We start from the raw sequence: 18190 nt of genomic DNA on the forward strand, positions 1-18190 counted from the left end.
CTGAGGGCGAGGGTCGGGCCTTTGTTTAGCCGACGGCCCCGGCCATTCGCAATCGGTTATCGCCGCAAGCAGGATTGTCCGCGCGCCGGGCGCCGGTTTTGGGGCTGTTTTCGTTCTTTCTTCCCGGAGTCCCCCATGCCCGTGCTGCCCCTTGACGCCTTTCGCGACGCCTTGCCCGTGGGCCGGGCCCTCCTGGGGCTTGATCTGGGGACCCGGACCATTGGCGTGGCCGCCAGCGATTCCCTGCGCTCCATCGCCACACCGGTGATCACCATCCCCCGACGCCGCTTCGCCGCCGATGCCGAAAGCCTGCAGGCCCTGATCAGGGAACGCGAGGCCGGCGGGCTTGTCCTGGGGCTGCCGGTCGAGATGGATGGCACCCAAGGGGCGCGCTGTCAGGCCACGCGGGCATTCGCGCGCAATTTTCTGTCGCTCATGGACCTGCCCTTGCTGCTGTGGGACGAAAGATTATCCACCGCCGCCGTGGAACGCTTCCTCGTGGCGGAAGCCGATCTTTCGCGCGCCAAGCGGGCCAAGGTCATCGACCGTGCCGCCGCCGCCTACATTCTTCAAGGGGCCCTTGATGCCTTGGCCCGGGGCGGCGGCGAGGAAGATCCCTGGCGCTGACGGTCCGATCGGCGGGGCTCGATGAAGGCATCCAGGTCCATGGGCAAGACCTCGGCGCTCATGCGCGCGATGGCCTCGGTCTTGGTGGCGACCCCCAGCTTGGCCAGCAAGGAGCGGATCTGGGTGCGCACCGTCCACTCGCTGCGCCCCAGCCCGACGGCCAGGTCGGCCCCGCTGGTCTGCCCGCCCAGCATGGCCGCCGCCAGGCGGCTTTCCGCCCGCGTCAGGCCATAGATCAGGCGCAGGACCTCGGGGAGAGAATTTCCCTCGGACGCGACCATGACTCTTGGAACCTTGATGATGGCGCGTTCGGCAAGCCCCGCGAGGCCCAGGATATGCACCACCGTGCCCCGGTCCGCGTCGTCGCGGCCGATGGTCAGCGAAAGGGCGTGGTTGCGCGTGGGGTGTTCGGCGCCAAGATAGACGATGCGATCCACCGACTCCGCCAGGAGTTGATCGCCGCGCGCCGTGCGCGCGATCAGCACGCCTTGCGCATCCACGGCCAAGGCGCCGCCGGCCTGGTCCAACGCGCGGGCCGCGTCGTTGCGGACCAACACCGTTCGACGCGGGTCGATCAGGTAAAACGCGGCCCCGAACGCGCCTACAAGTGCCTCGAACGCATGCTCGAACTGGTCGATCTGGCCCATGCCATCGAATCCTTACTGATTTTGGCTTATCAATGAAGGGAATGCCTGCCTGTGGCGGCGGCGACAGCTACGTTGCCTTGTATGCAAAGGACGCGCATCCTCCTTTTTGAGTATTTTCCACCAGAATATGATGAAATATTCAGTCTCCCGAACGTGGCGGAAACGGTCCTGGAGCGGGAGATCGGGAAAGATCGGAGGGAGCCGGCGGACGAATCCAACCGCGTTTCCCTGCCGTGCCTCCCTGGCACCTGCCCATAAGACCAGAGTGGTCTGGATCCCGGTCCCAGGAGGACAAGGCGCCAAAACATCCAAAAGGGGAGATTGGGTTTTCATCTCTTCAGGTCAACCCATAAGACTGAATTTCCCCTCGTGTTCATGAGGACGTGCACGAAAAAAGCATGGATCGAACGAGGGGGCGCGTTTTTCCCGTCAGGGGTTCGTCCCGGGAAAGGACATCGGTCCAAGGGCCCTGCCGGGGAAAGGGAGGCCTTGCTGGATGGCCTTTCCGTCTTCGCGGGGGGAGCGGCCGGGGCCTGTTCCCCGGGGCATCGATTGCTTCGGCCGTCGTTTTGGCATGTGGGCCATGGCCGATTGGAGTTTTACGAAACAGGGCCCCGGGGGCAGGATCTCCCCCTTGTGTCTTTCACCTTGGGGCCTTTTTGTCATGCCAAGCCTTGATCCTGTGATCTTGTTTTTCATCCTGGGGGTTGTTGCCGGCCTGTCCCGGTCGGACCTGCGTTTGCCGGCCCCGATTCACGATTTCCTCAGCATGGTGCTGCTCCTCGCCATTGGCCTGAAGGGGGGCGTGGCGCTCTCGCAACAGCCCCTGGGGGAGGTGGTGCCCCAGGTGATCGCGGTGGGCCTGATGGGGGGCTTGATGCCTTTGCTGGCCTTTCCCGTGCTCTACAGGCTGGGCCATCTGCCCCGGGCCGATGCCGCGTCGGTGGCGGCGCACTATGGCTCGGTCAGTGTCGGCACCTACGCGGTGGCGGCCGCCTTCCTGGCCCACCATGACGTGACGTTCGAGGACCACATGCCGGTCTTCGTGGCCGTTTTGGAAATCCCGGCCATCGTCGTGGGCATCTTGCTGGCGCGCGGCCTGGAAAAAGGAACGCGGTGGGGGCGCATGGCCCAGGAAGTTTTTCTGGGCCGGGGCCTGGTGCTGCTGATCGGCGGCCTGCTGATCGGCCTGGGGGCGGGACCGGAAGGGGTGGCGCCGATCAAGCCCCTGTTCTTCGACCTCTTCAAGGGGGTTCTGGCGCTGTTCTTGCTTGATATGGGGCTGATTGCCGCCGGCCATCTGGGAGACCTGCGCCGCCATGGCGTGTTCTTGCTGGGTTTCGGTCTGGTCATGCCCCTGGTCGGCGCGACCATCGGCGCCACCTTGGGCAGTGCCCTGGGGCTGTCGGTGGGCGGCGTGGCCTTGCTTTCCACCATGGCCGCCAGCGCCTCGTACATTGCCGTGCCGGCGGCGTTTCGCATGATCGTGCCCGAGGCCAATCCGGCCTTGTCGCTGGGCGCCTCGCTGGGGGTCACATTCCCCTTTAACATTCTGCTGGGGGTGCCCTTGTACTATCAGCTCGCCCTTCAGGTTCACGCCTTCATGGAGGCCTTGTGATGACCACCCATTCCTTTCATCGCCGCCGCCTTGTCACCATCATCACCGAGGCGACCTTGGAAGGCGCCATCCTGGCGGATATCGATGCCCTGGGCCCCAGCGGCTACACGGTGACCGAGGCGCGGGGCAAGGGCAGCCGGGGGATTCAGTCGGGATCGTGGGGGCTGGCGTCGAATCTTCGCATCGAAATCGTGTGCGATGAAACCCTTGCCCCCAAGATCGCGGCAACGGTTCACCAAAAATACGCCTCGAACTACGGGATGGTCATTTATGTGTCGGACGTCGAGGTCCTGCGCGCCGATCGCTACTAAAACCTTTTTGGCCAAAATGGGGGCCGTTTCGGTTTGAAAGTGCGATAGTTCAGTAAGATAGAGCGCATTCACCGATCCCTTTTGATCGGAATGCCTTCCAGGAACACGTGCTCGGTCTTGATGAGGAAACGCTACCCACCTCTTTGTTTCTGATCTTTTTTTTCGTCCAACCCCTCGGGGCGGGCTTGTTTTCGCGTCGAGGGGGTGCCCCAGGCGGTTTTTGGCCCCCATGTACGGGCCGGGGGCTTCGCAAGGGCCCCCGGGGCGGACGGAAAAACAGGAGGCGATCATGGAACCCGGGAGAGTGGGGGGCGAAGCCCTGGACAAGACCGAGCAGGATTTCCGGTTCCTGCTGGCCTGTCTGGCCGAGGTGCTGGACGAAAGCGGGGATGGGGCGGTGGCCCGGGCCCTGCATGCTCCGGGGCTGGTCGGCCCGGAGGTGGACCCCGAACGCCTGATCCAGGCCCAGGGCATCGCCTTCCAGCTGCTGCGGCTGGCCGAGGAAAACGCCATGGCCCAGGCGCGGCGCCACGCCCGCCGCGAAGGGCGGGGCGCCGGGGAATCCGGGGCCTGGGAGCAGCAGTTGCGCCGCCTGCGCGACGGCGGCCTTTCCCCCGATGCGCTGGCGCATCTGTTGGGCTCGGTCCGGGTTGAACCGGTGCTCACCGCCCACCCGACGGAAGCCAAGCGCCAGACGGTGCTGGAACATCACCGGGCCTTGTACCTGCTGCTTGTCGAGCGGGAGAACTCGATGTTCACCCCGGACGAACAGGCGGATATCCGCGCCCGGATCAAGACCGTTCTGGAATGCCTGTGGCGGACCGGCGAGATTTTCCTGGAAAAGCCCGATCTCGCCTCCGAGCGCCGCCATGTTCTTCACTTTCTGCGCCACGTTTTTCCCGATGCCCTGCCGGCGGTGCGCGCCCGGCTGGCCCAGGCGTGGCGGGTCGAGGGGCTTGATCCCCTGGTGCTTGCCGAGGCCGGGGGCGGGCCACGCCTGTCCTTCGGGTCGTGGGTCGGGGGCGATCGCGACGGCCACCCGCTGGTCACGGCGCAGGTCACCGCCGAAACCCTGGCCGAGCTGCGCGCCGCCGCCTTGGACCTGCACCGCGAGCGCCTGAAGGCGGCGGCCGTGCGCCTTAGCCTGTCTGATCGCTTCTACCCGCCGCCGCCCGCCCTGGCCGGGCACGTCGCCCGGGGCGCGGCCTTGCTGGGCGCGGCGGGACAGGCGGCCCTGGCGCGCAATCCGGGGGAAACGGTGCGTCAGGCCCTGTCGTTGATGCTGGCCCGCCTGCCCGATACGCCGTCGCCGGCCCCCTATGCCGGCCCCGCCGATCTGGACGCCGATCTCGCGGTGCTGGAGGAGGCCTTGCACCTGCTGGGGGCGGGGCGGCTGGCCCACGAGGTGATCGGCCCGGTGCGCGACGGCGTGCGTGTCTTCGGGTTCCATCTGGCCTGCCTTGACATCCGGCAAAACAGCCGGGTCCACGAGGAAGCCCTGGCCGACCTGATGACCCGGGCGCATCTGGATGGGGCCGGCTTCCTGGCCGCCGATGCCTCGGGGCGCCTCGCGCTTCTTGAAGCGGAACTGGCCTCCTCGCGTCCCTTCCTGCACGAAGCGGCGCGCGAGAGCCTGGGGCCGGCGGCCCAGGGCGTGGTGTCGTGTCTGCAGGTCGTGGCCCGCGAGATCCGCGCCCATGGCCCCGGCGCCCTGGGGGCCCTGATCGTCAGCATGACCCGTTCGGCCGGCGACGTGCTGGGGGTTTACCTGCTCGCGCGCGAGGCGGGCCTGTTGCACGAGGAAGACGGGGAGGGGGTGTGCCCGCTGCCGGTGGTCCCCTTGCTGGAAACCATCGACGATCTGGAGAACGGGCCGGCGATCCTTGATGCCGTGCTGCGCCATCCCCTGGTGCGGCGTTCGCTGCGCTTCCAGGCGCAAAGGGCCGGGCTGGCCCAGCCGGTGCAACAGGTGATGATCGGCTACAGCGATTCCAACAAGGATGGGGGCCTGTGGGCCAGCCGCTGGGGCTTGCACCGGGCCCAGGAAGCCCTGGCCCGGGTGGGCGAAACCCATGGCGTGCGGGTGCGCTTTTTCCATGGGCGGGGCGGATCGATCAGCCGGGGGGCGGGCCCCACCCACCGCTTCCTGCGCGCCTTGCCCGCATCGGCCGTGGGCGGGGATCTGCGCTTGACCGAGCAGGGCGAGGTGGTGGCGCAGAAGTACGCCAACCGCATTACCGCCGTGCACAACCTGGAACTCCTGATGGCCGGCACCGCCGCCGCCAGCGCCGCGCCCGCCCTGGCCGAGGGGGCGCCGCTCCACGTCCTGGCGCCGGTGATGGACCGGGTCGCCACCCTCAGCCGCGCGGCCTACGAGGCCCTGGTGCACGCCCCCGGGTTCGTGGCCTTTTTCGAGGGCGCCACCCCCCTTGACGCCATCGAGATGGCGCGGATCGGCTCGCGTCCGGTGCGGCGCTCGGGGGCGCGTACCCTGGCCGACCTGCGCGCCATTCCCTGGGTTTTCGCCTGGAGTCAGGCGCGCTTCTTCCTGTCGGGCTGGCATGGGGTGGGCTCCGCCCTGGCCGAGCTTGAACGCGAGGCCCCCGGCGATCACGCCCGCCTGGTGGCGGCGGTGTTCGACTGGGCCCCGCTGCACCACGTCATCAGTTCGGTGGCCACCAGCGTGGCCATGGCCGACCCGCCCTTGATGCGCGCCTACGCCGGGCTGGTCGCCGACGCTTCCGTGCGCGAGCCGTTCTTGCGGCGGATCGAGGAAGAACACCACCGCACCCGGGAGGCGCTGGAGGCGATCTACGGCGGGCCGCTGGCGCGCACCCGGCCGCGTGTGCAGCGCGCCCTGGCCTTGCGCCAGCCCGCCCTGGAGGCGCTGCATCATCGTCAGGTCGATCTTCTGGGGCGCTGGCGCGAGGCCCGGGGGGCGGGCGAGGAAGCCAGGGCCGGCGCCCTGGAAGCCCGGTTGCTGCTCACCGTCAACGCCATCGCCGGCGGCCTGGGCGCCACCGGGTAGCGTTTTCACGGCGGACGCCCCCGAAAGGCGCAACGGGCTGCCTTTCGGGGGAAAGTCTCAGGAAAGCGCGACCACCCGGCCGCCTTCCAGGGTCAGGCGGCGATCCATGCGCGCCGCCAGATCCGGGTTGTGGGTGGCGATCAGGGCCGCCAGGCCTTCCTCGCGCACCCGCTCCAGCAGCACGGCGAACACCCGTTCGGCCGTGGCCGGGTCGAGGTTGCCGGTCGGCTCGTCGGCCAGCAGCAAGCGCGGCCGGTTGGCCAGGGCGCGGGCAATCGCCACCCTTTGCTGTTCGCCTCCCGACAGCTGGCCGGGGCGGTGGCCGGCCCGTTCGGCCAGCCCCATGCCCGCGAGCAGGGTTCGCGCCCTTTCCTGGGCCGCCTTGACGGGAACGCCCGCGATCCGCTGCGGAATCGTGATGTTTTCCAGCGCCGAGAACTCGGGCAGCAGATGGTGGTACTGGTAGACAAAGCCCAGCGCGTCCCGGCGCAGGCGGGTGCGCTGGGGGTCGGACAGGGCCGAGCAATCGGTCCCCTCCAGAAGAACCCGCCCGCCGTCGGGGCGTTCCAGCAGGCCGCAGATTTGCAGCAAGGTGGATTTGCCCGCGCCCGAGGGGCCGACCAGGGCCACGATCTCGCCGGCCTTCACATGGAGATCGGCGCCATCGAGCACGCTCAGGGTTTCGCGTCCCTGGCGGAAGGCCCGCCGGACCCCTTCCAGGCCCAGAACGACGGGGTTATTCATGGCGCAGCGCCTCCACGGGATCGGTCCGGGCCGCCCGCCAGGCCGGATACAGCGTCGCGGCGAACGACAGGCCCAGCGCCATCCCCACCACGTTCATCACCTCGTGCGGATCCATGCGCGCGGGCATGGTGGCCAGGAAATAAATCTCGGCATTGAACAGCTCGACCCCGAGCAGGCTTTGCAGCCCCTGACGAATGGCCTCGATGTTGTCGCAGAACAACACCCCGATCAAAAGCCCGATCAGCGTGCCCAAGGTGCCCACGCTGGCCCCGGCCAGGAAGAAAATGCGCATGATCGAGCCCCGGCTGGCCCCCATGGTGCGCAAGATGGCGATGTCGCGGCCCTTGTCCTTCACCAGCATGATCAGGCCGCTGATGATGTTGAAGGCGGCCACCAGGATGATCAGGGTCAAGATCAGGAACATGACGTTGCGTTCAACCTGAAGGGCGTTGAAGAACGTCGCGTTGCTTTGGCGCCAGTCGCGCAGGCGCAGGCCCTGGCCGTGGTCGAGGCGCCCGATGGCCAGGCTCACGTCGCCTACCCGGTCGGGGTTGTCCACCTCGATTTCCAGGTGATGCACGGCGCCGTCGGGGACCTGGAAATAAACCCGGGCCGCCTCCAGGGGCAGGAAGACGAAGCTGGAATCGTATTCACTCATGCCCACCGAGAAGATGGCCCGCACCGTGTAGGCGCGGATCGCGGGCACGGTGCCAAATCCGGTGACCTTGCCCTTGGGCGAGATCAAGGTGAGCTTGTCGCCCAAGCCCAGGCCCAGGCGCCCGGCCAGCCGGCTGCCGATCATGATCGCGTCCTGGCCGGTCAGGTCGTCGAGCGACCCGGCCACGATGGCCTTGGCCAGCATGGGCCGGGCCTTGAGGTCGAGGGCGGTGGCGCCGCGCACCAGCCCCCCCAGCGAGGCCCCGTTGGCCGAGAGCATCACCTGGCCCTCGATGGTCGGGGTCACGGTCCTGACCTCGGGCAGGGCGCGGATCTGGTCGGCCAGGGTGTCGTAGTTGCCCAGCATCTCGCCGGCTCCGAACACGCTGAGGTGCCCGTTAAGCCCGAAGATGCGCGACATCAGGTCTTCGCGAAACCCGTTCATCACCGCCATGACGATGATCAAGGTGGCCACGCCCAGGGCAATGCCGGCCAGGGAAAAGCCGGCGATGACCGAGACAAACCCTTCCTTGCGCCGGGCGCGCAGGTAGCGCCCGGCCATCATCCGCTCGAAGGAGTTAAAGATCATGGACGCTCCAATCCGGTGCGGGCTAGGTGGGCGCGGGCCTCGGGGGCCTTGAACAGATCCCCGGCTTCCAGCGGCGGCTCGGGGTCGTAGCCCACCAGCAATTGAATCGCCTCGGCCACCTCGGGGCCGGCCAGGGTCTGGGCCAGGGCCAGCGCCGCGTCCATGCCGGCGGCGGCGCCGTTCGTCGTGATGAAGGGGCCGCTGGTCACGATGCGCCGGGGCACCACGGTGGCGCCAAAGCCGGCCAGCAGATCGAGGGCCCGCCAGTGGGTGGTGGCCTCGCGTCCCTTGAGAAGCCCGGCGCCTCCCAGCAGCAAGGCGCCGGTGGAAACCCCCAGCACCGCGCGCGCCGAGGCGGAAAGACGGCGCAGGCCCCGGGCCAGGGCGGGGTCGTGGGCCAGGTTGTCGGCCCCGGCGCCGCCCGGAACCACCAGAACGTCGGCGCTCGCGATTTCCTCCAGGCTGGCCGACGCGCGCAGGCCCAAGGCGCCGCCCCGCGAATGAACCAGCCCCGAATCCAGGCCAACCACGCGCACGCGGGCCTTGGGGAGCTTGCCCAGGATGTCGAACGGGCCAATGGCGTCTAGCGGCGTCAGGCCATCGTAAACCAGAATGACCACTTCCATGAGGAGGATTCCATTTGATCGGTCCCGGGGCGAGCCCCGGGGCAGGGGGACGGCCCGCGCGGGCACGGCCCCGGGCTGGCTGGGGCAGGCTGTGCGGCCACGGGCCTTCTTCAAAGGAGCGGGCCTCATGACCCGCCCCGGCAAGGCAAACCGTTCCGCCGCCCGGGTGCTGGCGCGGCCAGCATGGCGGGCGGCGGGAATGAACCCGGTGCTTGCGTTTAAGCGCCGGTGCCGGTCAGGTGGGCGAGCGCGCTTTCCACCGTGACCTCGTGGCGCTCGCCGGTGGCGCGGCGCTTCAGTTCCACCACGCCCCGGGCCAGGCCCTTGGGGCCCACGATCAGCTGCCAGGGCAGGCCGATCAGGTCCTGGGTCGCGAACTTGGCGCCCGGGCGTTCGTCGGTGTCGTCGATCAGCACCGAAAGCCCGGCGGCGGCCAGGCGCGTTTCCAGGTCGGCGCAAGCAGCGTCGGTCTGGGCATCGCCGGCCTTGAGGTTGACCAGGGCCACCTGGAACGGGGCCACGCTGTCGGGCCAGATGATGCCCGCGTCGTCGTGGCTGGCCTCGATGATGCCGCCCACCAGGCGCGAGACGCCAATGCCGTAGGACCCCATGTGCACCGGCACGCTGGATCCGTCCTGGGTGGTGACGGTGGCGCCCATCGGCACCGAGTACTTGGTGCCGAAGTTGAAGATGTGGCCCACCTCGATGCCGCGCGCGCTGACCAGATCGCCTTCGGGCACGCCATGGTCGGGGCCGTGCTTTTCATCGGTGGCCGCGTACAGGCTGGTCCATTCCTTGAAGATCGGCTCCAGGTCGCCGTCGTAGTCCACGTTCTGGGGCGGCGTCTTGTCGAGCAGGTCCTTGTGGCAGAACACGGCGCTTTCGCCGGTTTCGGCCAGGATGATGAACTCGTGGCTGAGCGAACCGCCAATCGGGCCGGTGTCGGCGGCCATGGGAATGGCCTTCAGGCCCAGGCGGTGGAAGGTGCGCAAGTAAGCCACGAACATGCGGTAGTAGGCGCGCCGGGCCGCCAGGGGATCCAGGTCGAAGGAATAGCCATCCTTCATCAGGAACTCGCGTCCGCGCATCACGCCAAAGCGCGGGCGCACCTCGTCGCGGAACTTCCAATGGATCTGATAAAGGTTCTTGGGCAGATCGCGGTAGCTTTGGATGTTCTTGCGGAAGATGTCGGTGACGACCTCTTCGTGGGTGGGTCCGTAGAGCATGTCGCGCTCGTGGCGATCGACGATGCGCAGCATCTCCTTGCCGTAGTCGTCGTAGCGGCCGCTTTCGCGCCACAGCTCGGCCGACTGGACGGTGGGCATCAGGATTTCCTGGGCGCCGGCCCGGTCCTGCTCCTCGCGCACGATCTGTTCAATGGCGCGCAACACCCGCAAGCCCAGCGGCAGCCAGCTGTAGATGCCCGAGGTATGTTGCCGAATCATGCCGGCGCGCAGCATCAGACGGTGGGAAACGATTTCGGCTTCCGACGGCGTTTCCTTGAGGGTCGGCAAAAAATAACGGGACAGGCGCATGACGTCCTTCTCTCCAGCGCAAGGCGGGGCCAGGGGGCCGTAATAAGGCAAGGGCCCACCTTATCCCGGAACCCGGGTCAGGTCGAGAGAGAGGCCGGGGGGGATCCCATGAAGGGCCGCACCGAGGCATCCGGGGCGCGTCGCGCGATTTCCTTGAAGCGCCGCTCGGCCAGAACCAGGCCGGCCCGCTGGGCGATGACCAGCCCACGCGGCAGGGTTTCCAGGGTTTCGACCTCTTCTCCGGTGAATTTCCGCACCTGCTGGTCGAAGGCGTTGCCGGGGCGCCGCCGATACAAAACCGTGCGCGCGTCCAGTTGGACACCACGAAAAAACCGTTGCAGCAGTCTGGCCTGGGCGCAGTCTTCGCCGCCGCCGGTCCGGAAGGCCGTTTCTTCCGGAAATCCGCCGATGTAGTCCTGGCACACGCGACGGACACACAGATTGATGGGGATCGAGGTCTCGCACTGGGTGCGCCAGTGCGGAAGAATGCGATCGTCGATTCCGTCGAAGATCACGCCCGACCGGGCAAATCCGGCATCGGGGCGACGGTCCAGGGCGGTTGCGGTGTTCACCAAGTGGGAAGGGGCATAGGCGTCGTCGGCATCCAGGAACCAGATCAGGGCGCCCTCGGCCGCCCGCACACCGGCGTTGCGCGCCGCCCCCGGGCCCCGGTTGCCGGTGTGAACCAGCAGCCGGAAATTCTGGAAGCCGCGCTCGCGGGCCCAGGCATGGACCACGGCCGCCGTCTGGTCCGTCGAGGCGTCATCGACCACGACGATCCAGGCGGTGCGGGCCAGGCTGGCTTCCAGGGCCCGGATGGCCGCGAGGATGCTGTCCAGCGTTGCCGGCAGGAAGGAGGCCGCCTTGTAGGCGGGCACGACCACCGATCCGGCCACGGGCAGGGGCTCGCGTGAAGGCCACAGGTCTTCCAGGATATCCTCCCAGTCGCGGACGGCCTCGGGATGCCAGCGGGCGGCTTCGGCCAGCACCGACAGGGCATCCTCTTTTTTGCCTTCGATCGCCAACAGGTAGAACATGTTGTTCCAGGGCGCCCATTCGGTGGGAACGCACCCGGTGATGTCGCGGTAGAGGGCGATGGCGTCGCTGGGGCGGTTTTCCGCCTGGTGAGTCAGGGCCTGGGCAAAGGCTTCCTGCAAGGACAAGGTGGCCATGGGAAGTCTCTCCGACGGTCGTGGACGCGCAAGGCTTGGGACGTGGACAAAGGGGGAGGAACCATCCGGAAGCCGGGCGGTCAAGCCTCTCCCGACCCGGAGAGGCGCCGCCCGGGGAAAGAAGGCCTCAGGGAAGAAGGAAGGCGCGACGGGGGGAGCCGGCCGGGGCGTCCCGCACGAAGCGGGCCACCACTTCGACATGAGCCGATCCGGTGAACTGATCGACCGGGGCGACCCACTCCAGCCGGTAGCCCCCGTCAACCAGGATGCGGGCATCGCGGGCGAAGGTGCCGGGCGCGCACGAGACCAGCGCCAGCCGGGGCGGCCCCGCCTCGGCCAGAACCTGGACTTGCGCCTGGGCCCCGGCGCGGGGCGGATCGAGAACGACCGCCCCGAGTTCGGCCAGGTCGGAGCCGGTGAGGGGCGCGCGGAACAGATCGCGTTCGCTGGCTTCCACCCGCCCGGTGCGGGCCAGGGCGCGCAGGCTGGCCGGGGCGTTGTCATGGGCCCGCACGCGATACCCGGCGCGGGCCAGGGGCAGGGAGAAGGTGCCCACGCCGCAAAACAGATCGGCGACGCCAGCCCGGGCGGGCAGGTCGGCCAGGGCTTCCAGGACCAGGGCCTGCAACGCGCGCTCGCCTTCGCGGCTCGGCTGGAGGAACGGGCCGGCCGGGGGGCGGATCTCGACGCCGCCCAGATCGACCGACAGGGCGCGGCGTCCGGCCAGGAGTTCCGCCTGGGCCGGGGTGGGGCCCATGCTGAGCTGGGCCAGGTCGGCGTTCTCGGCCAGGGCCGCCAGGGCTTCGCGGAGCGCGAGATCAGGGCCCTTCGGCGGGGTCAGAACCAGGTCAAGCCCGGCGTCGGTGTCGGTGAGCAGGGCATCGGCGGTTTCCCCGGGCGCCAGGAACGAAGGCCCCAGGCGGCGCAGGTCGGCCATCGCCCTGGCCAGGGCCGGCGTGGGCAGCAGGCAGTGCGGGGTATCGACCAACTCGTGACTGGCCCGGCGGCAAAATCCGACCACGGCGGCTTTTTGCCGGCCGCGCAGGCCGACGTTCAGGCGCCGGCGGGTGCCCGGCGGCAGGGACACGGTCGCGCGCACGCATGCGTCGGCCAGCCCGCGCCGGGCGAGGGCGCGCACCACCAGGTCGCGCTTCCAGGCGGCAACGGCGTCCGGCGCCCAGTGCAAGATGGCGCAGCCGCCGCACACGTCCGCATGGGGGCAAGGGGGCGTGATCCGCTCCGGGCTGGGCTCCAGCACCGCGTCCAGGGCCGTGGTCCAGCCATCGGCCTTGCGGGCGAGGGGGCGCACGCGCACCCGCTCTCCGGGCAGGGCGTCGGGGACATAGAACAGGGCGCCACTGTCGGGCACCCGGATCAGGCCGTCGCCGCGATCGCCCAGGGACTCAACGGTGCCCTCGAACGGGGCCGGAGGGCGGCCGGCGGAAGACCGCGAACGCGGCGGGCGGGTCATGCCAGGATCTCCTCGACCGGCGGGGAAACAAAAAAGGGTGCGGTGCTGGCCTCGGGCACGGGCTCGGGCACCAGGGCCAGGGCATCGAGCAGGACGCGGGCCGGGGCGCCGGGACGGGCGGCGGCCTCGCCCAGCGTGCGCCGGAAGGCGCGCGCGCCCGGACAGCCGTGGAACAGGCCCAGCACATGGCGCGTCAGCCGGTGCACGGGCTCGCCCCGGGCCACCATCCGTTCGGCATAGGGTACCAGGGCCCGCACCACGGCGTGGCGATCGGGCAGGGGGGTATCGGTTCCAAACACGCGCCGGTCGGCCAGCGCCAGGATGAACGGGGTTTCGTAGGCCGCCCGTCCGATCATCACCCCATCAACCGGAGATTGACCCTCGGGCGGCTCGAACGCCGGGGACATGTGGGCGAGCGCTTCATCCACCGAGGTAATGCCGCCGTTCAACACAATGTCCAGATTTGGAAAATCAGCTTTCAGACGATGAACCACGTCGTGACGCAGCGGGGGGACGGTGCGGTTTTCGCGCGGGCTCAGGCCGTTGAGCCAGGCCTTGCGCGCATGGACGATGAACGTGCCCACGCCCGCCCGGGCCACGGTTTCGACAAATCCGCGCAAGGCCTCGTAGGAATCCAGATCATCAATGCCGATGCGGTGCTTGACCGTCATCGGCGTGCCGGGCTGGGCCTCGATCATTGCCGCCAGGCACTCGGCGACCAAGGTGGGCTCGGCCATCAGGCAAGCTCCGAACCGCCCCTTGCTCACCCGGTCCGAGGGGCAGCCCACGTTGAGGTTGATTTCGGCGAACCCCCAGGGCTGGGCCAGCCGCACCGAGCGCGCCAGATCCTCGGGAGTGCTGCCCCCCAGTTGCAAGGCCAGGGGCTGTTCCTCGGGGTGGTGATCCAGGAACCGGGCCGGGTCGGCATGGAGCAGGGCCGCCGTGGTCACCATCTCGGTATACAGCAGGGCATGACGGGTCAGGCGACGCAAGAACCAACGGTCGTGCCGGTCCGTCCAGTCGAGCATGGGGGCGACGCACAGGCGGTTATTCTTGATGGTCAAGGCACATGTCTTTCGGTGGTGGGGAGGCTGCCCGTCCGGCCAGGCGGGGAGGGATCTTGGGCCTGATGATCGCGCAAGAGTACAGCAACCCTGGGGACGGAGGCGAAAAATCGTCGCTGCCGTCGGTGCGCGCCCAGGGAGCCGGTGGGCGCGATCGGTGCCGGGGAGGTCCCATGAGGGATGAGAAGGGGTGTTTCTATCTATTATATATAATATTATCTATTATCGGGCTTGTGACATCGGCTTGTCTGTGGAATCTATCGATAGATCCACGGGTGTGGGTCCATAATTATCTACAATATTCAGGAGCCGATATGACAGAGACACTCACCCTCGCCCCCCCGAACGTCCGTTCGGCCGCGAAAACCACCGGGATCGTCATTCTTGGCGTCGCGCTCATCACCCTTTGCGCCAAACTGCACGTTCCCTTCTGGCCCGTTCCCATGACGCTGCACACGCTCGCGGTCATGGGGCTTGCCGTCGCGCTGGGGCCGCGCCTGGCCACGGCAACCTTCTTCGCCTATCTGGCGGCTGGCGCGGCGGGTCTGCCCGTGTTCTCGGGAACGCCCGAGCGCGGCATCGGGCTGGCCTACATGGTCGGCCCCACGGGCGGCTATCTTCTGGGCTATTGGGCGGCCAGCTGGCTGACGGGCGTGCTGGCGCGCAACCGTGGCCTGGTGGGCATGACCCTGGCCATGCTGGCCGGCCTTGGCGTGACCTATGCGATCGGCCTGCCCTGGCTCGGGTTCTACGTCCCGGTGGACAAGATCATTCCGCTGGGCTTCACGCCGTTCATCCTGGGGGATCTGATCAACATCGCCATGGTGACGGTTGGCGTCGCGCTGCTTCCCTCGCGCCTTCGCCGGAAAATCACGCCGCAATGAGCGAACGGAGAGCGGGCTGATTCCAGACCGGACAGCGGACCCCTCGTTTCGGGTCCCTCGGGCCTGAAAGCAACATCCTGAGGCACCGTGCGCGATCCATTTCACCGCGCGGTGCCTCAGGCCCGTTTCCCACGGGGGTGATTCCGATCGTGGAGCGCCCTTGTTCGAAGGTACCAACACGGACAGCACCATGAGCCCTGCATTCGTTGTAACCGGGACGGATACCGGAATCGGCAAGACCGTTTTCGCGGCCGGCCTCGCGGCTTCCCTGAACGCCTGTTACTGGAAGCCGGTTCAAGCCGGCCTTGATGAGGAAACAGACAGCGAAACGGTCATGCGGCTGGGCGGGATTCCGGCGGATCGGATCATCCCCGAAGCCTACCGCCTGAAAACACCCGCCTCTCCTCATCGGGCGGCGGAACTCGACGGTCTTGAGATCGTTCCCGAAGCCCTTGACGTGCCCTCCATCGAAGGGCCGCTGGTGATCGAGGGGGCCGGCGGCCTGATGGTGCCGCTGACCCGTCGCGCGACGTTCCTTGATGTCTTTGCCCGCTGGCGTCTGCCCGTGGTGCTGTGCGCGACCACGCGGCTGGGCACCATCAACCACACCTTGCTGTCGCTCGAAGCCCTCCGGCATCGCTCGATCCCCGTGCTTGGCGTGGCCCTGATCGGCCCCGAGGAAGCCGGGACCGACAGGATTATCTCCGAATTGGGCAACGTCAGGGTTCTTGGGCGCCTGCCCTGGATGGAAAGCGTCGCTCCCACGACACTGCGCGCGAGCATGAACGCCCACTTCGGCGCCAGTCGTCTTTTCAACGGGGCGGAGCCATCCGCGACGCCATAGGTCGTGAGTCGTCCGGCCCGGGGGAGCTTGAGAAAGGGAGGGGCTTGGCGCGCGACACGCTGTTTCACGGCGCACGGAACGCAAGCAAGGATCTTTCGGGGGAAGGGGGCGCCATAGCTCTTTGTTCCCAGTGCTTTTTCTTGTTGCGGCGCGGTGAAGGCCCCCCCACCCTGACACGAGGCAGGCACGAGGAGGACGGCCCATGGCGCATACCATCAGACCGTTGCTTGAAATGTGGAGCCGGGACCCCGCGCGGCATTCACCGGTGGAAGACCTGCAGGGCCTGGTGTCGGGATGCGTTATTTCGGCCCTTGGCCTATACCTGTTGGGCAGCGTGGGGCTGCTCACCGGAGGCATCGCCGGTCTGGCCTTCTTGCTGCGCTACGTGACCGACTGGAAATTCGGGATCCTGTTTTTCCTTTTGAATCTCCCCTTTTATTATCTGGCCTACAGGCGTTTGGGCCTTGCTTTTTGCGTGAAGACCTTTTTCGCCATCGCCCTGACCTCGGTTTTGACCGACCTTCAGCCCCGACTTGTGACGCTTGAGTGGATTCATCCGGCATGGGCGACCGTGCTGGGCGGCCTGCTGCTGGGCTACGGGCTTCTGGCCTTGTATCGCCACCGGGCCAGCCTGGGCGGGATCGGCATTCTCGCGGTTTTCCTGCAAGAGCGGTTTGGCTGGCGGGCGGGGCTGGTGCAGTTGGCCTTTGACCTGACCATCATGGGTCTGGCCTTCCTGGTCGCGCCGCCCGATATCGTTTTGTATTCCGTGGCCGGCGCGGCGGTCCTCAACCTTTTCGTGGCGATCAACCACCGTTCGGACCGGTACATCGCCCAACGATGAGCCCGGTGAACGAGGGGGGGAGCGCGGTCTTTCCCGTGCCGTCCTTTCTGTGCCTATGTCACAGATCCGAGTGCGCAGGTAGGATATCCTGACCGTCGCCCCCCTTCCAAAGGACGCCGCCCAATGACGACACACAAATCCGATCCCCGCGCGCTCGCGGTGCCCAGTGGGTCCTTGACGCGCATGGCCCGGTTTGGCGGGCTTGCCGTCAACATCGCGAGCAATATTGCGTTGCAAGGCGCCCGCCAGGTCGCCCAGGGTCAGCGCCCCAAGGCGCGCGACCTGCTGCTCACGCCGGCCAACGCCCGCAAGGTCGCCGACCAGCTGGCCCACTTGCGCGGCGCGGCGATGAAGGTGGGCCAGCTGATTTCGATGGACGCGGGCGACATCCTGCCCCCCGAGCTGGCCGAGATCATGGCCCGCCTGCGCGCCGATGCCTATTACATGCCCCGGGGCCAGTTGCGCCGGGTGCTGCGCGACAATTGGGGCGAGGCGTGGCGCGACCATTTTGAAACCTTCTTGTTGCAGCCGATCGCGGCCGCCTCCATCGGGCAGGTGCATCGGGCCCGAACCGTGGACGGGCGCGAACTGGCGATCAAGGTGCAATACCCGGGGGTGCGTCGCAGCATCGACAGCGATGTCAACAACGTGGCCGCCCTGATGCGTTACTCGGGAGCGCTGCCGCGTCAGCTGGACATCAAGCCCATGCTTGACGAGGCCAAGCGCCAGCTGCACGAGGAAGCCGATTACGAGCGCGAGGGCCGCTATCTCAGCCGGTTCGCCACCTTGCTGGCCGATGCCCCCGATTTCGTGGTGCCGGCCCTCTACCCCGATCTGACCACCTCCAATATCCTGGCCATGGATTTCGTGGACGGCGTGGATATCGAAACCCTGACCCATGCCCCGCAGGCCACCCGCGACCGGGTGATGACCTTGCTCATCGGGCTGGTGTTCCGCGAGCTGTTCGAGTTCCAGGTCATGCAGACCGATCCCAACTTCGCGAATTACCGCTACCAGCCGCAAACGGGCAAGGTGGTGCTGCTGGATTTCGGGGCCTCGCGCGAGTTCGGGCCTGAAATGGCCGACCAGTTCCGTCGCCTGATCAGGGCGGGGCTGGACGGCGGGCGCGAGGCGGTGCGCCAGGCCATTCGGGATATCGGCTTTTTCGCTGATGACACGTCCCCCCGCCACCAGCGCCTCATGGTCGATATGTTCGAGATGTCGATGGAGCCGCTCAAGCGCCCCGGCCTGTTCGACTTCGCCCACAACGACCTCGCCATGCGCATGCGCGAGGCGGGCATGGCGCTGGGGGCCGATCGCGACTTCTGGCACATTCCGCCCATGGATACGCTGTTCATGCAGCGCAAATTCGGGGGCTTCTACATGCTGGCCACCCGCCTGAAGGCCCGGGTTGATCTCCATGCCATTATAGCGCCTTATTTGTAGACAAAGGGGCGGGCCTCGGGCCTGCCCTTTTTCGAGGCCCTCAAGCGCCTGGCGCGCACTCCGTGCGCTTGGCTCACGCGGCA

16 protein-coding genes are annotated in these 18190 nt (G+C 67.7%); 8 read left to right on the plus strand and 8 right to left on the minus strand.

The genetic code is table 11. The features are described from left to right. The first annotated feature begins 135 nt into the window (after positions 1-135). Positions 136-627: a Holliday junction resolvase RuvX gene (gene ruvX, locus ROR02_RS06390; RefSeq protein ID WP_147163185.1), complete on the plus strand. Its 492-nt coding sequence runs from the start codon at positions 136-138 to the stop codon at positions 625-627. On the opposite strand, the gene ROR02_RS06395 is transcribed toward ruvX, so the two are convergent. Continuing rightward, positions 570-1274, minus strand: a complete 705-nt coding sequence (locus tag ROR02_RS06395) for a helix-turn-helix transcriptional regulator (RefSeq protein ID WP_147163186.1) — start codon at positions 1272-1274, stop codon at positions 570-572. The genes ruvX and ROR02_RS06395 overlap by 58 nt on opposite strands. Positions 1275-1938: 664 nt before the next feature. Between ROR02_RS06395 and ROR02_RS06400 the strand changes: the two genes are divergently transcribed. From ROR02_RS06400 to ROR02_RS06410, 3 genes are all read left to right on the plus strand, one after another. Then, positions 1939-2892: a sodium-dependent bicarbonate transport family permease gene (locus ROR02_RS06400; RefSeq protein WP_147163187.1), complete on the plus strand. Its 954-nt coding sequence runs from the start codon at positions 1939-1941 to the stop codon at positions 2890-2892. After that, positions 2892-3203 carry a P-II family nitrogen regulator gene (locus tag ROR02_RS06405; RefSeq protein ID WP_246135431.1) on the plus strand — a complete coding sequence of 104 codons (312 nt, stop codon included), beginning with the start codon at positions 2892-2894 and terminating at the stop codon, positions 3201-3203. The genes ROR02_RS06400 and ROR02_RS06405 overlap by 1 nt, the downstream gene beginning before the upstream one ends. Before the next feature lie 289 nt (positions 3204-3492). Continuing rightward, positions 3493-6231 carry a phosphoenolpyruvate carboxylase gene (locus ROR02_RS06410; RefSeq protein WP_170244995.1) on the plus strand — a complete coding sequence of 913 codons (2739 nt, stop codon included), beginning with the start codon at positions 3493-3495 and terminating at the stop codon, positions 6229-6231. A 57-nt stretch (positions 6232-6288) separates the two neighbouring features. On the opposite strand, the gene ROR02_RS06415 is transcribed toward ROR02_RS06410, so the two are convergent. The 7 genes from ROR02_RS06415 to dusA form a co-directional block, all read right to left on the minus strand. After that, positions 6289-6975: an ABC transporter ATP-binding protein gene (locus ROR02_RS06415; protein ID WP_147163190.1), complete on the minus strand. Its 687-nt coding sequence runs from the start codon at positions 6973-6975 to the stop codon at positions 6289-6291. Then, the gene (locus ROR02_RS06420) at positions 6968-8221 is read right to left on the minus strand and encodes a lipoprotein-releasing ABC transporter permease subunit (protein WP_147163191.1); all 1254 of its coding nucleotides are present in this window, start codon (positions 8219-8221) and stop codon (positions 6968-6970) included. The genes ROR02_RS06415 and ROR02_RS06420 overlap by 8 nt, the downstream gene beginning before the upstream one ends. Next, positions 8218-8847, minus strand: coding sequence for a DJ-1/PfpI family protein (locus tag ROR02_RS06425; RefSeq protein ID WP_147163192.1), 630 nt, complete (start codon positions 8845-8847; stop codon positions 8218-8220). Before ROR02_RS06425 ends, ROR02_RS06420 begins: the two co-directional genes overlap by 4 nt. Positions 8848-9065: 218 nt before the next feature. Next, positions 9066-10382 carry a proline--tRNA ligase gene (gene proS / locus ROR02_RS06430; RefSeq protein ID WP_147163193.1) on the minus strand — a complete coding sequence of 439 codons (1317 nt, stop codon included), beginning with the start codon at positions 10380-10382 and terminating at the stop codon, positions 9066-9068. Between the two features lie 77 nt (positions 10383-10459). After that, positions 10460-11554, minus strand: coding sequence for a glycosyltransferase family 2 protein (locus ROR02_RS06435; RefSeq protein WP_170244996.1), 1095 nt, complete (start codon positions 11552-11554; stop codon positions 10460-10462). A 127-nt stretch (positions 11555-11681) separates the two neighbouring features. Next, positions 11682-13025 carry a class I SAM-dependent RNA methyltransferase gene (locus tag ROR02_RS06440; RefSeq protein ID WP_147163195.1) on the minus strand — a complete coding sequence of 448 codons (1344 nt, stop codon included), beginning with the start codon at positions 13023-13025 and terminating at the stop codon, positions 11682-11684. Next, positions 13022-14089 (minus strand): tRNA dihydrouridine(20/20a) synthase DusA, encoded by a 1068-nt coding sequence (dusA, locus tag ROR02_RS06445; RefSeq protein WP_218032773.1) that lies wholly within the window; start codon positions 14087-14089, stop codon positions 13022-13024. Before dusA ends, ROR02_RS06440 begins: the two co-directional genes overlap by 4 nt. Positions 14090-14403: 314 nt before the next feature. Between dusA and ROR02_RS06450 the strand changes: the two genes are divergently transcribed. From ROR02_RS06450 to ROR02_RS06465, 4 genes are all read left to right on the plus strand, one after another. Then, complete coding sequence (locus tag ROR02_RS06450) at positions 14404-14973, plus strand: biotin transporter BioY (RefSeq protein WP_147163196.1); 570 nt, start codon at positions 14404-14406, stop codon at positions 14971-14973. Positions 14974-15163: 190 nt separating this feature from the next. After that, the gene (gene bioD, locus ROR02_RS06455; protein WP_147163197.1) at positions 15164-15817 is read left to right on the plus strand and encodes a dethiobiotin synthase; all 654 of its coding nucleotides are present in this window, start codon (positions 15164-15166) and stop codon (positions 15815-15817) included. Between the two features lie 202 nt (positions 15818-16019). Continuing rightward, positions 16020-16661, plus strand: a complete 642-nt coding sequence (locus ROR02_RS06460; protein WP_147163198.1) for a YitT family protein — start codon at positions 16020-16022, stop codon at positions 16659-16661. A 123-nt stretch (positions 16662-16784) separates the two neighbouring features. Continuing rightward, positions 16785-18107 (plus strand): ABC1 kinase family protein, encoded by a 1323-nt coding sequence (locus ROR02_RS06465; RefSeq protein ID WP_147163199.1) that lies wholly within the window; start codon positions 16785-16787, stop codon positions 18105-18107. The last annotated feature ends 83 nt before the right edge of the window (positions 18108-18190 follow it).

Origin of the sequence: Pararhodospirillum oryzae (assembly GCF_007992075.1) — a bacterium.
GTDB classification, from domain to species: domain Bacteria; phylum Pseudomonadota; class Alphaproteobacteria; order Rhodospirillales; family Rhodospirillaceae; genus Pararhodospirillum; species Pararhodospirillum oryzae.

What these genes read in the sequence shown, in the direction of transcription:
- ruvX (WP_147163185.1), top strand. Translation starts at nt 136, where the DNA reads ATGCCCGTGCTGCCCCTTGACGCCTTTCGCGACGCCTTGCCCGTGGGC.
- ROR02_RS06395 (WP_147163186.1), bottom strand. Translation starts at nt 1,274, where the DNA reads ATGGGCCAGATCGACCAGTTCGAGCATGCGTTCGAGGCACTTGTAGGC.
- ROR02_RS06400 (WP_147163187.1), top strand. Translation starts at nt 1,939, where the DNA reads ATGCCAAGCCTTGATCCTGTGATCTTGTTTTTCATCCTGGGGGTTGTT.
- ROR02_RS06405 (WP_246135431.1), top strand. Translation starts at nt 2,892, where the DNA reads ATGACCACCCATTCCTTTCATCGCCGCCGCCTTGTCACCATCATCACC.
- ROR02_RS06410 (WP_170244995.1), top strand. Translation starts at nt 3,493, where the DNA reads ATGGAACCCGGGAGAGTGGGGGGCGAAGCCCTGGACAAGACCGAGCAG.
- ROR02_RS06415 (WP_147163190.1), bottom strand. Translation starts at nt 6,975, where the DNA reads ATGAATAACCCCGTCGTTCTGGGCCTGGAAGGGGTCCGGCGGGCCTTC.
- ROR02_RS06420 (WP_147163191.1), bottom strand. Translation starts at nt 8,221, where the DNA reads ATGATCTTTAACTCCTTCGAGCGGATGATGGCCGGGCGCTACCTGCGC.
- ROR02_RS06425 (WP_147163192.1), bottom strand. Translation starts at nt 8,847, where the DNA reads ATGGAAGTGGTCATTCTGGTTTACGATGGCCTGACGCCGCTAGACGCC.
- proS (WP_147163193.1), bottom strand. Translation starts at nt 10,382, where the DNA reads ATGCGCCTGTCCCGTTATTTTTTGCCGACCCTCAAGGAAACGCCGTCG.
- ROR02_RS06435 (WP_170244996.1), bottom strand. Translation starts at nt 11,554, where the DNA reads ATGGCCACCTTGTCCTTGCAGGAAGCCTTTGCCCAGGCCCTGACTCAC.
- ROR02_RS06440 (WP_147163195.1), bottom strand. Translation starts at nt 13,025, where the DNA reads ATGACCCGCCCGCCGCGTTCGCGGTCTTCCGCCGGCCGCCCTCCGGCC.
- ROR02_RS06450 (WP_147163196.1), top strand. Translation starts at nt 14,404, where the DNA reads ATGACAGAGACACTCACCCTCGCCCCCCCGAACGTCCGTTCGGCCGCG.
- bioD (WP_147163197.1), top strand. Translation starts at nt 15,164, where the DNA reads ATGAGCCCTGCATTCGTTGTAACCGGGACGGATACCGGAATCGGCAAG.
- ROR02_RS06460 (WP_147163198.1), top strand. Translation starts at nt 16,020, where the DNA reads ATGGCGCATACCATCAGACCGTTGCTTGAAATGTGGAGCCGGGACCCC.
- ROR02_RS06465 (WP_147163199.1), top strand. Translation starts at nt 16,785, where the DNA reads ATGACGACACACAAATCCGATCCCCGCGCGCTCGCGGTGCCCAGTGGG.